Origin of the sequence: Leeuwenhoekiella sp. A2 (assembly GCF_047946655.1) — a bacterium.
GTDB lineage: Bacteria > Bacteroidota > Bacteroidia > Flavobacteriales > Flavobacteriaceae > Leeuwenhoekiella.
In genome coordinates this window covers 30665-44988 of sequence record NZ_CP172311.1, presented here as the reverse complement: position 1 = coordinate 44988, position 14324 = coordinate 30665, and the positions used below count along the sequence as shown (strand labels likewise).

Annotated in this window: 13 protein-coding genes; all 13 read right to left on the bottom strand. The window is 41.3% G+C overall.

The window, feature by feature from the left end:
- Positions 1-33 precede the first annotated feature (33 nt).
- On the bottom strand, positions 34-486 hold the full coding sequence (locus ACH3PA_RS00210; RefSeq protein ID WP_416441686.1) for a heme-binding domain-containing protein: 453 nt from the start codon (positions 484-486) through the stop codon (positions 34-36).
- The gene (locus tag ACH3PA_RS00205) at positions 487-1077 is read right to left on the bottom strand and encodes a DUF3347 domain-containing protein (protein WP_416441688.1); all 591 of its coding nucleotides are present in this window, start codon (positions 1075-1077) and stop codon (positions 487-489) included.
- Positions 1078-1196: 119 nt separating this feature from the next.
- Positions 1197-1517 (bottom strand): four-helix bundle copper-binding protein, encoded by a 321-nt coding sequence (locus ACH3PA_RS00200; protein ID WP_416448342.1) that lies wholly within the window; start codon positions 1515-1517, stop codon positions 1197-1199.
- A gap of 55 nt (positions 1518-1572) precedes the next feature.
- Complete coding sequence (locus ACH3PA_RS00195) at positions 1573-1776, bottom strand: SHOCT domain-containing protein (RefSeq protein WP_416441692.1); 204 nt, start codon at positions 1774-1776, stop codon at positions 1573-1575.
- Between the two features lie 11 nt (positions 1777-1787).
- Entirely contained in the window at positions 1788-4208 is a 2421-nt protein-coding gene (locus ACH3PA_RS00190; protein WP_416441694.1) for a multicopper oxidase domain-containing protein, read from the bottom strand.
- 67 nt (positions 4209-4275) lie between these two features.
- A complete protein-coding gene (locus tag ACH3PA_RS00185; protein WP_277899745.1) occupies positions 4276-4842 on the bottom strand; it encodes a helix-turn-helix domain-containing protein in 567 nt (188 codons plus the stop codon).
- 3 nt (positions 4843-4845) lie between these two features.
- On the bottom strand, positions 4846-6075 hold the full coding sequence (locus ACH3PA_RS00180; RefSeq protein WP_416446706.1) for a TolC family protein: 1230 nt from the start codon (positions 6073-6075) through the stop codon (positions 4846-4848).
- Complete coding sequence (locus ACH3PA_RS00175; protein WP_416441696.1) at positions 6075-9902, bottom strand: efflux RND transporter permease subunit; 3828 nt, start codon at positions 9900-9902, stop codon at positions 6075-6077. The genes ACH3PA_RS00180 and ACH3PA_RS00175 overlap by 1 nt, the downstream gene beginning before the upstream one ends.
- 135 nt (positions 9903-10037) lie before the next feature.
- Positions 10038-10454 (bottom strand): HYC_CC_PP family protein, encoded by a 417-nt coding sequence (locus ACH3PA_RS00170; RefSeq protein WP_416441698.1) that lies wholly within the window; start codon positions 10452-10454, stop codon positions 10038-10040.
- A gap of 369 nt (positions 10455-10823) precedes the next feature.
- Positions 10824-12806, bottom strand: a complete 1983-nt coding sequence (locus tag ACH3PA_RS00165; RefSeq protein ID WP_416441700.1) for a heavy metal translocating P-type ATPase — start codon at positions 12804-12806, stop codon at positions 10824-10826.
- Between the two features lie 7 nt (positions 12807-12813).
- A complete protein-coding gene (locus tag ACH3PA_RS00160) occupies positions 12814-13713 on the bottom strand; it encodes a cation diffusion facilitator family transporter (RefSeq protein ID WP_416441702.1) in 900 nt (299 codons plus the stop codon).
- 11 nt (positions 13714-13724) lie between these two features.
- Positions 13725-14081, bottom strand: coding sequence for an STAS/SEC14 domain-containing protein (locus ACH3PA_RS00155; protein WP_416441704.1), 357 nt, complete (start codon positions 14079-14081; stop codon positions 13725-13727).
- Between the two features lie 13 nt (positions 14082-14094).
- Complete coding sequence (locus ACH3PA_RS00150) at positions 14095-14262, bottom strand: hypothetical protein (protein ID WP_416448341.1); 168 nt, start codon at positions 14260-14262, stop codon at positions 14095-14097.
- Positions 14263-14324: the final 62 nt, after the last annotated feature.

Sequence of the window (14324 nt, the reverse complement as noted above, 5' to 3'; positions counted from 1 at the left end):
TTCATTTTTTGAACACCGTTTAAATTTTAAACTTTACAGCTTATTTTTAAGCTGGGTCATATATTTTAAGATGTCTTTTTTTTTCGATTCAGAAAATTTTGCATCCCTATGAATAAACGTGTAGGAGTCCAGCGGCATTTCATCGTCTTCAATCTGACTGATAATCGACCGAAGTTTGCTATTTTTTCTTCGGTCGGAATAATCTCCCCACTCGTTGAAATTCAGTTCGTCTTTCCCTTCTTCAATATGGTCTTCAAGAAACCAGGCCACCGGCTGTACCTTATTGTACCAAGGATATTTGGTGTTGTTGCTATGGCAATCATAGCAAGATACCTCTATCTTATTCTGTATCATCGGCGGCACCGTGTTCACCTCCATAAAATCGGTAGCATACTCGGCCTCGCTTTGATTGCGCTCTGTGGGGAAAAATTGGATCCCCACAAATGCAATCAGTAAGATCCACGCTATAGTCTTAAAAATTTTCAATTAATTGATCTCTTTCTGCATTTTTCCACAACCCGGCATTTTGCTGCCCATATATGGGTTTTTGATTTCTTCGGTACTGCTCAACCATTGCGCACCTTTGTTGTTATTGTACATCGGGCAAAAATCCTGATATAGCTTTTTACTTGTTCCTGTTATCGCTATCATATCGATCATATCTTTGCTCAAAATATCGAAATGTTCACGCTGGTGCTCCATAGGACTTTCTGAAATATGTTCCGCGTGTTCCGTGGCGTCTTCAATGATATCAGTCAACTCGCGCTGCTTGTCTGAAGAATATTTGCTTTTATCAAAATCTTTAAGGTCAGCCATCAGCATCCCGCCTGCTTCAGCTGCATCTTCTTGATTATCGGCTACCAGGGCATTTTTAATTTTAATGTAATTGGCGATAATTGCGGATGAACCTGCATTACTTGAATTATCGGCCATCATTTCAGACCCGGCATCTTCCTGATGCATTTCATCAGACATTGGTGCTGTGGCTCCGTCTTTTTTTCCGTCCTTACAGGACATTGTGGTTAGGGCAACTAATGCCATTGTTAAAATTCTCATTGTAATCTTTAATTTTTTCATCTTGATATTCTTTTAATTGTTCTTTGAAAACTTAATTTTTATCCCTCTTTTTAGGGTTTCTTTTGAACTGGGTTTATGATAATCTTCCCCTACTTAAAGGGGAAGATTATTAATTACATTTAGCTTAAATAAGCTTCACAGGCATCAGCGCATTTCTTACACGCGTCTGCACAGTCTTTACAATGCTGGGCATCGTGTTTCGCACACTCATCAGCACATTTTTTACAGGTTTTATGGCAGTATTCCACTATTTCTTTAGCATCTGAATAATTTGCGGCAAGCAGCTTTGCAGTTGCGCTGCATACTTCGGCACAAGCCCTGTCAGTTCTGATACAATCTACCATCATTTTGATGTCATCTGAATCCAGACAGGCATCTGCGCAGTAATTACAATGCGCAATACAGTTGTTCAATGCTTCGATCAAATTTGAATTTTTCATAGTGTTTAAAATTTAATTAATAATTGATTTAATTGTAAATTAAGGGCCTTTCATTTTAACCGCCTTTATCTTTTGATTGTAGGATTTCTTTATGCTCTAAATACTCTTCTTTGGAAATTTCACCCTTGGCATAGCGTTCATCCAAAATTTTTATGGCATCCTTTCGTTTTTTGGTCTTTTTTTTCTTCTTACCAGCATAAATAAATATGCAAAGGACTACTACCCCTAATAAAATCAGCCAATCCCATTCGTACATCATAACTTTTAATTTTAAAATCTTGCGGAAAGTCCGCCGCCAACACCAAAACGGTTATCATAACTACCCATCAGGGAAAAGTTCCTTCCCAAAATATATTCAAGGCCCACCTGCCAAGTAGTTTCTTTCTCATAATCCCTTCCGGGTTCAAAATCATTGACCCAGCCAAAATCAGCTTGATATTCATATTCCCCATAAAGTAGGACGTGGGGAAAGATCATCGTGGCTTTAGAAAAGCTAATCTGTGGTCGTAGCTTACTGTCTATCCTAAGATCGGCATTGATAAGCAGCGGCATTAAATATCGGATTCCACCTATGGCCGTGGTGTTGATCTCATCCAGACTATCATCCAGCTCGTTTTCAACGTTTACACCACCAAATACCCTGAAATAATCATTAAGGTATCGCTCATAGGTGGCTTCAACCTCCATATTCTTGTTCCATCCATATTCACCACGAAAAGTGAACTGGTTCCTTATATTGGTGGCCGTGGCATAAAGTTCCGTCATATGGCTTGCAGCTGTCAATTCACCCCAGGTAAATATGTGATCGGCTTCGTTGGTCAATTTAGTCAGCGGATATCCTTTAAGGCGTTTGTCGCGTGGTCCGTCATAACTGAAGACACGGGCCATACCCGCATTCAGGTGGTATAAAATGTGACAATGGAAAAACCAATCCCCCGTTTCGTTCGCATCAAACTCGATTACTACTTTTTTCATTGGCGGAACATCCACGGTATGCTTCAACGGTGAATAATCCCCATTTTTGTTCAGCACCCTAAAGAAATGCCCGTGCAGGTGCATTGGGTGGTGCATCATCGTAAGGTTGTTGAGTGTGATACGTACTACTTCCCCTTGTTTGATCTTGATCTTATCGGTTTCCGAAAGTGGTACACCGTTGATGCTCCAGACATACCGGTTCATATTGCCCGTCAGGTTAAAAAGCATCTCTTTTACGGGTTTGTCCCCTTCAAAAGTGGTTTTTACGGGAGATTTCAAATAATCATAATTGAACTGGGGATTTCCGCCAGTTTTCATATTATCGCCAATAACCTTATCGGCAGGGACAACATAGCCCATTTTCATCTCCATTTCATCCATATCTTTAATGGTATCCTTTTTCATCTCCCCATTTTTCATATCCATTCCTGCCTTGCCGGCAGGCGGGTTAGAATGATCCATTTGTGCAATCTTCGTGGAGTCTTTTTTCATTCCCTTCATTTTTCCTTTTTCCATTTTGTCCTTCATATCATCATCCTTCATATCCATACCGTCCATTTTCATTCCCCCCATATCCATACTGTATTTTTTCATCACTTTTATAGAATCGTTTTTTGAAGGATTGAATTTTGAAGCGGGTGCTCCCATTTTCATATCCATTGCCATCATCCTTTTCATATTTTCGATAAGATCGGGTTTGGGAACTACTGGAGCTTTTAGAATGCGGCCTTGCCCTAAATAGGCAGTGGCAAAACCAGAACCGTCCTGTGCCATTGCCCGAACTTCGAGTTTGCCATTTTCAGGAATGGTGACAATATAATCGTAGGTCTCGGCCACGCCAATTAGGGTTTTATTGTGCTTAACGGGTACAACGTCTTTCCCGTCGGCAGACACCAACATCGGGTCTTTACCACCAAAGGTTAACCAGAAATAAGAAGCTGCCGAAGCATTGACAAACCGCAACCGCACCTTTTCCCCGGGTTTAAAGTCTGGATATTCATTTTTGACCGCACCGTTAATAAAAAAGTTTTCATAGAAATTATCAGATATAGCGAAATCCGGCATCCGTTGCCAAATCATTTTTAGCTTGGCACCTACTGCTTTTTTCTTTATAATCTTATCCCAACTTTGGATTTGCCCTTTTTTGATCAAGTACCATTCATTCCCACGCTTTAGGTTTTTAAGCTGCGAGGCAGGATCTTCGTCCATCCAGTCTGATAGCACCAAGACCAAATCTTTATCATAGTCCAAGGTTTTTTCTTTTGGGTTGATCTGGATGGAGCCGTAAACGCCCCGTTGTTCCTGTAATCCGGTATGGGAGTGGTACCAGTACGTTCCGGTTTGCTTAATGGCAAATTTATATTGAAACGTTTCCCCTGGACGAATAGGAGGTGTAGAAAGGTAGGGAACACCATCATAAAAATTGGGCAAAATCATCCCGTGCCAATGGACGGATGTTTCCTCATCCATTTTATTGGTTACGTTGATTACCGCAAATTCCCCTTCGGTGAATACCAGGTTAGGCCCCGGGATCCCTCCATTTATAGTCATCGCTTTTACATCTTTCCCCGTAAAATTTACAGTTTCGTAATCGATAGTTAGATTATATTCGTGTACGGGCCAATTATCTACGTTCTCTTCGGAACCATTGGCGGTTTGTGCCTGTATGTTAGTAAGCGCTAACATTGCCAAAAATGGTATCAGTAGTTTTTTCATTAATGAAATTTTTAACTTAAAAATATTGTTTACTTTAAAATTATTGTTTAATAATTTTGGTTTATACTTATATAATTTGGTCTAATGAATTCCTAAAATTTTTTTCCATTGTTTTATATTCTGTGAGGCTCATTCCTGTTTCGGTCTTAAATTGGTTGCTTAAATGTGTTAGGTTGCTGTAATTTAAAAGCTGACTTATTTCCGTAAAATTGAGTTCCTTATAATGAATAAGCTCCTTTGCTTTTTCGATCTTCAGTTTGATGAAATATTTTTCAATCGTGATCTTCTCATTGTAGGAGAATATTTTGCTTATTTTGAAATAGTCGTGGTGTATTTCTTTTGAAAGTATCTCAGAAAGCTTCTCATTTCCGGCTAACGGTAACTTTTTTAACAGGTTGATCAATATTAATTTTGTTTGTTCAACCAGCTTGAAATTTTCGCCATCTATAATGTAAAACCCGTTCGATTCCACTACTTTTCTTATTGTCTTTTTCTCTTTATTGGTTTGAATATCGGCAGTTATTTCTCCCAATTTTACGTCTAAAACTTTAATGCTTTCATCTTTCAATTCGTTTTTTAAAACCTTGATACAGCGATCACAGACCATATTTTTTATGTAGAGTGTTGTTTTCATCTTTTATTTGGTTAAGTAGTTGATTATTGCAGATTGCACGAAATACATTTTGATGGATTCAATCTGGTTCATCTGAAACTTTAATTGCAGTTCCTGAATATCCAGTACATCATTAAAATCTATCGTTCCAGTTTCATAGGATTTCATTAAAATATCTTCGGCATCATTGGCCTGCTTTAAATTTTTTAATTGCGTTGCATAGCTTATCCTTGCTGAATTTCGGTTTTGAACGGCTTGTGCAAAAAGGGTCTTCAATTTATTTAAGCGGTCTTGTTTTTGTGCTTTTATTTCCTGCTGCCTCAATTCATTTTGCTTGGTGATCGAGCTGTATTTATTGTTGAATATGGGAACGGATATGGACAGCATAGGCATCAAAATGTCTTTTCCGTTGTCGCTGAAATTCATCGCGGGGCGTTCGGCAACGGGTATATAATCCAGCCCCACACCAATGTTGGGCAGGCTCTCTTTTTGATTGAGCGCTTCCGATTGTGCTATCGATTCAAACAACTTATCGTATTTTAAAATCTCTGGATGAAGTTTTAGACCTTCGGAAGAAAAGTTGGTGCTTTCTAAGGGAACAAACATCGTATCTACTACCGATATTGGTGATTTTTCGTCCTTGTTTAAAAGGTTATTGAATTGCGCTTTTTCAGCCAAAAAATCTTCTCCCAAAATTTCTTTTTGCTTTTCCAATTCATTTTTCCTGATCAGTAACCGCAGTACATCCACTGCGGAGGACTTCCCAACTTCAACCGAAGTAAGTGCCAAACTTTCGTAGGTTTCGAGCAATTGGATGTTTTGCTCCAAAACCTGCTGTTTGGCGGTAATGGCATATAGTTGATAATAGGATTGAGAAACAGAAAGGGCCAATTTTCGTTTGGCAATGGCAATTTCCACGTATTCTGCATCAGCCATTGAAGAAGCGTAATTTTCTCTTGCGGTAATCGTCCCGAACCAGGGCAGCATCTGTTTCACCGAAAAACGGGCACGCTGTGCCCCGGTACGGGTTTCGGGCTCACTTATAAAATAGCCTGCCCCAAATTCGGTATTGGGAAGCTCGTTTACCTCGTTCACTTTTTCTTCCGCAATGTTGTACCGTAACTTATAGGCTTGAATATCCGGGTTGTTGGATTCTGCCTCCTGAATGTAGGATTCCAGTTGTTGTGCTTCGGCAAAACCTCCACACAAAACACCAATAAGTATCAACACGATTTTATAGGCTCTTTTTTTCATCATCTAGAACTGTTTTTGGTTTTTCCTGAATTGCTTCTTATTGCTTTCTGCTTCCGCGAAAGCGCAGCTTCCTTTTTCCAACTGAATAATACGGGTACAATAAAATAGGAGGTAACGTCAATAATCATCCCGCCAAAACTTGGTATGGCCATTGGGATCATAATATCGCTTCCCCGGCCGGTGGAAGTTAAAACAGGCAAAAGAGCAAGTATGGTTGTCGCCGTGGTCATCAGGCAGGGACGGATGCGTTTTTGAGCGGCGAACAATGCAGATTCCCGGATGGCCGCTTTGTCGCTTGGCTCATTTTTATCAAAAGTTTGGGTGAGATAGGTGGCCATAACCACGCCGTCATCGGTCGCAATACCGAACAGGGCAATAAAACCTACCCAAACCGCCACACTTAAATTGATGGTTTTCATATTGAAAAGGTCCCTCAGGTTTTCCCCTAGGAAATTGAAATTGAAGAACCAATCCTGCCCATACAGCCAGATCATTATAAACCCGCCTGCAAAAGCCACCGCAATCCCTGTAAATACCATTAACGATGTTGATACAGAACGGAACTGAAAATAAAGAATCAAAAAGATAATGATGAGCGCCAGCGGGACTACGATCGATAAGGTTTTTTCTGCCCGGATCTGGTTTTCATAGGTTCCCGTAAATTTGTAATTTATCCCTTTGGGAACGGTCAGTTCGCCGTTATCGATCTTCTGTTGGATAAGGGCTTGGGCATTTTCCACCACGTTTGTTTCCGCAAAGCCATCCAGTTTATCAAAGAGGACATAGCCTACCAAAAATGTATCCTCACTTTTAATTACCTGTGGCCCTTTTTCATACCGGATATCAACCAATTCCCCAAGGGGCACCGGGTTTCCAGTGGAGACAGGAACATAAATATCTTTTAAATCCTCTGCATTACCACGAAGTTCCCTGGGGTACCGTACCCTAACGGCGTAGCGTTCCCTGCCTTCCACGGTCTGCGTTAAAGGCATCCCGCCCACGGCCACTTGAAGCACCTGCTGTACATCTTCAATGGAAATACCATACCGGGCAAGGCGTTCCCTTTTTATATCGATCAATAAATAAGGCTTGCCCACGATGCGGTCTGCAAAAACGGCCTCTTTTTTTACGCCTTCCGCCTGTTTTAAGATATCCTCCAATTTTAAACCAAAAGCTTCTATCTGTTTCAGGTCCTGCCCTTTTACCTTAATTCCCATTGGTGCCCTCATCCCGGTCTGTAACATTACCAAACGGGTCTCGATGGGCTGTAACTTGGGTGCCGAAGTGACGCCGGGAAGTTTGGTGACCTTTACAATCTCGTTCCAGATATCATCGGGGGATTGTATTTCCGGCCTCCAGTTGCGATAGAATTCCCCATCTTCATCGGGGATTAGACTTTCTGTATCAATAAGGAACGGATCTTCAATCTTAGCTTCTTTGTAATTTTCAGAATTTCTAACCTCATTGTTGGGATTGGTCACCAAGCCGCCATCTTTCAGGACAAAAAAGCCATCTTTGTTCACTTTATAGCGTTGGGGGCTTCCATCAGAATCCTCCATATATTCCGATTTATACTGAATAATATTTTCGTACATCGACAGGGGTGCGGGATCAAGTGCCGATTCGGTACGTCCAGATTTCCCTACTACGGTTTTTATCTCGGGGATGCCTGCAACGGCCATATCCAGTTGTTGTAATACCCTTTTATTTTCCGCTACCCCAGCGTGTGGCAGCGAGGTAGGCATTAACAGGAACGAACCTTCGTTGAGTGAGGGCATAAATTCCTTGCCGATATTGGTCATTATTAAAACACCCAGAACAAAAACGGTGGTAGGGATGCACAAAAACAATATTTTATTGCGCAAAGCCCACTTTAAAATGCGGGAATAAAAATGTTTAAATACCCAAAAAGCCGCCAAAAGACCAAAACAGATAATCCCTACAAAAAGGAGGTTGATCAAAATGCTACGGTCAAAGCCTAAGGGACGCCAATATTCCGCCAAAAGAAATATGATTGCTATTGCTGAAATAATCATATTAACAACATTTGTCCGTTTTTCAGAAAGCCACAATCTGTCCGAAACCCTCGATGCAATTTTATCGTCCTTTAAAAAACCTGTGATTCCGAAGGCTATCAGAACTAGGCCTAACCAATATCCAAAGACAATGGCAGTAATCCCCAAGAGCATCAAAAGACCATTTATGATATGACCGGTTGTTTTCCGAATGCTCTTTTTTCTGAACAAGAATGCGGCAAAGGGAGGAATTAGGAACAGGGCAACAATAATGGAAGCGGTAAGTGCCATCGTTTTGGTAAAGGCTAATGGGCGGAATAATTTCCCTTCGGCCCCTATCATTGTAAATACGGGAATAAAACTGATGATAGTGGTAAGCACCGCTGTAACAATCGCCCCTGAAACTTCGGCAGTAGCGTTATAGACGAGCGTGTTGATGGGTTGTCTTGTTTCACCGTTCAATACCCGCAGCTCTTCTTCATCTAAATACCTGATAATATTTTCGCAGAGGATCACGCCGACATCCACCATAGTACCAATGGCGATCGCAATTCCCGACAGCGCAACGATATTGGCATCCACATTAAAGAGCTTCATCGCAATAAAGACCATCAATACGGCCACCGGTAACAGTCCCGAAATAAGTATAGATGCCCGTAAATTGAAGACCATCACGATAATGACCAATATCGTTATCAATATTTCAAGGGTCAAGGCCTCATCAAGCGTACCCAAAGTTTCGTTTATTAGTTCCGTCCGGTCATAAAACGGAACAATGGTAAGTTGAGAAGTACGGCCGTCTTTCAATTCTTTGGAAGGTAAGCCCGAACTCAGTTCGTTTATTTTGTCTTTAACGTTGTTGATGACCTCCATCGGGTTTGCGCCATAACGTGCTACCACAACACCGCCGACCACTTCGGCACCTTCTTTGTCCAATATTCCGCGACGGGGAGCGGGTCCCAGGCTTACTCGGGCAATATCCTTCACCCTTATTGAGGTATAATCTTTGGAAGTGACCACTGCGTTTTCAATATCGGCCACCGATTTTACATAACCCAAACCACGCACCAGATATTCCGCTTGGTTGATTTCAAGCGTCTGCGCACCAATATCCTTGTTGCTTTCTTTTATTGCGCTTACGACATCGCCCAGACCAATGTTGTATTGCCGCATCTTTTCTGGATCTACATCTATTTGATATTCCTTTTGAAACCCTCCAATGGAGGCTACTTCTGAAACCCCGCTAGCAGAGGAAAGGGCATATTTCACATAATAGTCCTGAATGCTGCGCAGTTCCTGTAAATCCCAACCGCCGGTCACGTTTCCATCTTTGTCTCGCCCTTCTAAGGTGTACCAGTATATTTGCCCCAATCCGGTAGCATCTGGGCCCAAACTTGGGTTTACACCATCCGGTAACAAGCCGCTGGGCAGAGAATTGAGTTTTTCAAGGATACGGCTCCGGCTCCAGTAAAATTCAACGTCTTCATCAAAAATAATATAGATGCTGGAAAAGCCGAACATTGAGGAGCTGCGGATGGTCTTTACCCCGGGAATACCCAACAAACTAGTAGTTAGCGGATAGCTGATCTGATCTTCTATATCCTGTGGGGAACGTCCTTCCCATTTAGTGAATACGATTTGCTGGTTTTCGCCAATATCAGGGATGGCATCTACGGCAACGGGGTCTGTGGGAAGGAAACCAGTGTCCCAATTAAAAGGGGCGTTAACGATGCCCCAGCCTACGAAGATCGTAAGCATAAGAACAGCGATAAGTTTATTTTCTATGAGGAATTTTATACCCTTATTTAACATAGGTATTGATAATTAAACAGTTATACATTGAATAAAATCCTGATGGTATCAGAAAATTAAACACAACAAAATGAGCCCAAAATGGTAGGAACCACAGGGCTAATTTTCCCGATAATTATCGGGAACTGTTTAAAATCAAATTAAATAGGTCTCGTTTAATTCTTGCACATCCCTTATGAGATAGGGTGGCGTGTAATCTTTAAAAGGAATGACATTTTCATCCAATCCCTCAAAAAGGTTAATGTAAGTATAGAAAAAAGTGGCAACGAAAGCTTGTTGCTCAAAAGTTAGGTTGTTGAATGATGATTTTAATTCATTATAACCATCAATTGCTATTTGTGTATCAGAACAGCAAGGTTTCTCGGAGAAACCTTTTTCACAGCTTTTTTGAGGTTGTTGATTCTCCATTCCACAGGTCTTGACATTATGAAATAAAGAAAAATCAACTAATGAATCTCCACAATAATGTATATCTACCGCAAACGACATTGTAGTAAACAGCACAATAGATGCCATTAAAATAGATACTATTTTATTGAAGATTTTTTTCATTAATGCAAATTTACGAAAATTTAAGAATTTTAGTTGGTATTAACATTTTTTTAATCTTTTGACAGGATTATTTCATTATATGTTTCTATTCAATAACTTGGAAACAACATCCTCCCTCGGGGTTTTTCAAACTTTTGATTTTTCTTAAAAAAAATAAAAACTCATTTTTTTAAGTTATAACTACCAATACAATCAATGCTTATGAATATTCCCTTTTAGCACAAAAAAGTAAAGCAGAAATGAGGCTATGACCAGAAGGACAAGTACAATAATTCCCTTGACTTTATCTTTTTTTGTGATTTTGTTCTTAGCTGGTTTTTGAACTTTTTTCTTTCTTCTATTTCTTCTACTTTGAGACATTTTGTTGTACTATTTCCAATTCATTTTCTGTAAACGTATTGCATTGAGGATGGCCAAAAAAGCTACGCCAACATCGGCAAATACGGCCTCCCACATTGTAGCCATTCCGAAAGCACCTAAGATCATAACGGCAATTTTAACACCAAATGCCAAGGCAATATTCTGCCACACAATTTTTCTTGTAGATCGGCCAATCTTAATGGCCCGGGCAATTTTAGAAGGCTGGTCGGTCTGGATGATGACATCTGCGGTCTCAATGGCCACATCACTTCCCAAGCCCCCCATTGCCATACCTACATCGCTGGTTGCAAGTACAGGGGCATCGTTAATGCCATCGCCAATAAAAGCCACCGTAGTGCCGGTTTCTTTTTGAAGCCGCTCCACCTCGTTGAGCTTATCTTCGGGCAACAATCCGCCCATAGCAGTATCCACGCCCATTTCCCTACCAACCTCTTTGGTAATGGAATCCTTATCGCCAGAAAGCATTATGATTCTCGATATCCCCGCTTTACGGATTTGTTCGATTGCTTCGTGGGCATCTTCCTTCAATTCATCGGCAATGGTTACGTAGCCTGCAAAATGACTATCTATGGCAACTATTACAATAGATTCTACAATGCTTTCAGTTTCTTTAGGAACGCTGATATTGTTTGAGGTCATTAGTGCCTCATTACCCACTAAAACGGTTTTACCGTTTACGGTGCCTTTCAAGCCTTTTCCGGCAACCTCGGATACTTCGGAAGCTTCAAAATCCGCACCTTCGGCCTTATATTCCAATATCGCCTGGGCAATGGGATGAGTGGACTGTTCTTCCATCGCCATCAGATATTTCATAAATTCCGCTTCCGGGAAAGCATCATTATTGACAACATCCTTGATTTTAAACACGCCTTTGGTAACCGTTCCGGTCTTATCCATTACCACCGTGTTTACTTTGGTCATTGCATCGAGGAAGGATGCTCCCTTGAATAATATTCCATTTCGGGATGCGGCACCAAGGCCGCCGAAATATCCCAATGGAATCGAAACAACCAGGGCGCACGGACAAGAAATAACAAGGAAGATTAGGGCACGGTACAACCAATCTTCAAAGATGTAATTCTCGACAAATAGATAGGGTAAGAAGGTCAGTCCAATAGCAAGGAATACCACGATGGGGGTGTACACCCTCGCGAATTTTCGAATGAACAATTCAGTTTTTGATTTACGGGCAGTAGCGTTCTGTACCAGATCAAGGATACGGGCAATGGAACTGTCCTTGAATTCTTTTGTGGTCTCGATTTCGATTACCCCATCGAGATTGATGCTTCCGGCAAAAACCTTATCTCCTTTTGAAATGGTATCGGGTTTGCTTTCGCCGGTAATGGCAGCAGTATTGAGCGAAGCTTTTGCTGACAACAGTTTACCGTCCAAAGGGATTTTCTCGCCCACACGTACCTGAACCTTTTCACCAACCTCGACCGTTTCGGGGTTGACGGAAACAAAATCGCCGTCACGATATACCAAAGCTTCATTGGGTCGCACATCCAAAAGAGCCTTTATATTACCTTTCGCTTTTTTGACTGCAGCACTTTGGAAAAGTTCGCCGACCGCATAAAAAAGCATCACGGCCACGCCCTCGGGATATTCGCCTATGGCAAATGCCCCCAATGTTGCGATTGACATTAAAAGGAATTCGGTAAAGAAATCGCCGTTTTTTATACTTTTCCAACCTTCAATAATAACGGGAAACCCAACGGGAATATAGGCTACAACGTACCAAATTATTCGAACCCAACCCTTGAAAAATGGGAAGGCATCGAAAAAATCGATGGCAATACCCGCAATCAGCATTACAAAACTGAAAATAGCGGGTAGGTAAATCTTAAATTTTGATGTCTTTTTTGGACTGTTATGATTATTGCCATCATCCAGCCGCAGCTGGCGGGCGTGGCTATGTCCGCTGGAATGTTTCTGGGTATCGATATCCCTTAGATTTTGTTTTTTCTTCATCGTGATTTTATTCTTCCAAACCTTGATAGGGTTTATATTCTTTGTCCCCAAATTCTTTTTCGATTTGCAGGGTGGTATGCGTTATTTCAAATTTATCGTGCAATTGTTCCCGAATATCATAGATAAACTGATCCTCGTGCCCATCGGGAACGACCAAGTGGGTAGAAAGTGCGGTTTCCGTGGTGCTCATCGCCCAGATATGCAGATCGTGCACTTCTTCGACCCCTTTAATATCCATTAAGAATTTTTCCACTTCATCGATGTCGATGTTTTTGGGAACGGCATCGATGGCTATTTTTACGGAGTCCCTCAAAAGTCCCCAGGCACTGTATAAAATGACCAGTACAATGACCAAACTAAGCGCAGGGTCTATCCACGTTAAGCCCGTGTATTTAATGGCCAGACCGCCAAGCAGCACTCCTAAGGTTACCCCGGCATCGGCAGCCATATGTAAAAATGCCCCGCGTATGTTCAGATCGCCTTTTGAACCTTTCCAAAATAGGAAAGCCGTACCGGTGTTTACCACTAGGCCAATGGCCGCAACGATCATCACGAGATTGCCGGAAATCTCTGCCGGGTCCTGAAATTTTTGGATGGCGTCCCACGCAATCAATCCGGCCGCGGCAATAATGATGACGCCATTGATCATCGAGGCTAGAATGGTCGTTTTCCGTAAGCCATAGGTATATCTTTTTGAAGGCCTTTTTGTGGCTATTTTAATGGCCGCCCACGCCAGTATAAGGCTGAAAACATCGCTCGCGTTGTGGCCTGCATCCGCCAAGAGCGCGGAAGAATTTGCCACAAATCCGTAGTAGAGTTCTACTGCAACATAAATTGTATTTAAGGCTATGCCTATGCCAAAAGCTTTTCCGTAGTTCTGTGAACCGTGTGAATGATCGTGTGCCATAATTATCTATTTTATTTTTTTATCCACTTTTTAGCTGTTTTCCTATCTTCCAAACCAAAATAGTTGATCTCCGCGTTCGTAAATGGTTTCATAAATTGGGTAATCCAATCCTGCCATTTTTTGTTGCCCACCATCGCTATTTTTTCATAATCTTTTGCGTGGGCCGTGTCCATTTTCAGGTCTTCCCATAATCCGGGAAAATCCCAGCCCGTAAAATCCTCCATTTCAAAATACCAGCGAACTTTCATTCCCTTGTCGAGTATGGCGTGGATAAGCGGATGGATTTTTTCTATATCCTCTTTTCCCAATTTGCCCGAAGCTTTTGTTGCAATGATATTTTTTTCTTGTAATTCGATTATCTGTAACATATAGATTGTTTTTTTATCCTTCTAAATCGTAAAACCATTCTTCAGCTTGTTTGATAGCCTCGGCGATAGCTTTTTTTTCCGTATAATTTTCATTTAACACCAATTGCTCGGCAATTTCCAATGCCTTTTTCCTAACAGGGGGATTCAGGGAATCCAGATCAGTTTTAAAATCTTCGAACATCGAGTCCATCTTATTGCGTTATTATTTTGAACGATATGGCAAATTTTTCCTTTTTCCACCTC

Coding starts and splice junctions, on each gene's coding strand:
- ACH3PA_RS00155 (WP_416441704.1), bottom strand. CDS start 14,081: ATGTTACAGATAATCGAATTACAAGAAAAAAATATCATTGCAACAAAA.
- ACH3PA_RS00150 (WP_416448341.1), bottom strand. CDS start 14,262: ATGTTCGAAGATTTTAAAACTGATCTGGATTCCCTGAATCCCCCTGTT.
- ACH3PA_RS00200 (WP_416448342.1), bottom strand. CDS start 1,517: ATGAAAAATTCAAATTTGATCGAAGCATTGAACAACTGTATTGCGCAT.
- ACH3PA_RS00195 (WP_416441692.1), bottom strand. CDS start 1,776: ATGATGTACGAATGGGATTGGCTGATTTTATTAGGGGTAGTAGTCCTT.
- ACH3PA_RS00190 (WP_416441694.1), bottom strand. CDS start 4,208: ATGAAAAAACTACTGATACCATTTTTGGCAATGTTAGCGCTTACTAAC.
- ACH3PA_RS00175 (WP_416441696.1), bottom strand. CDS start 9,902: ATGTTAAATAAGGGTATAAAATTCCTCATAGAAAATAAACTTATCGCT.
- ACH3PA_RS00185 (WP_277899745.1), bottom strand. CDS start 4,842: ATGAAAACAACACTCTACATAAAAAATATGGTCTGTGATCGCTGTATC.
- ACH3PA_RS00170 (WP_416441698.1), bottom strand. CDS start 10,454: ATGAAAAAAATCTTCAATAAAATAGTATCTATTTTAATGGCATCTATT.
- ACH3PA_RS00180 (WP_416446706.1), bottom strand. CDS start 6,075: ATGAAAAAAAGAGCCTATAAAATCGTGTTGATACTTATTGGTGTTTTG.
- ACH3PA_RS00205 (WP_416441688.1), bottom strand. CDS start 1,077: ATGAAAAAATTAAAGATTACAATGAGAATTTTAACAATGGCATTAGTT.
- ACH3PA_RS00160 (WP_416441702.1), bottom strand. CDS start 13,713: ATGGCACACGATCATTCACACGGTTCACAGAACTACGGAAAAGCTTTT.
- ACH3PA_RS00165 (WP_416441700.1), bottom strand. CDS start 12,806: ATGAAGAAAAAACAAAATCTAAGGGATATCGATACCCAGAAACATTCC.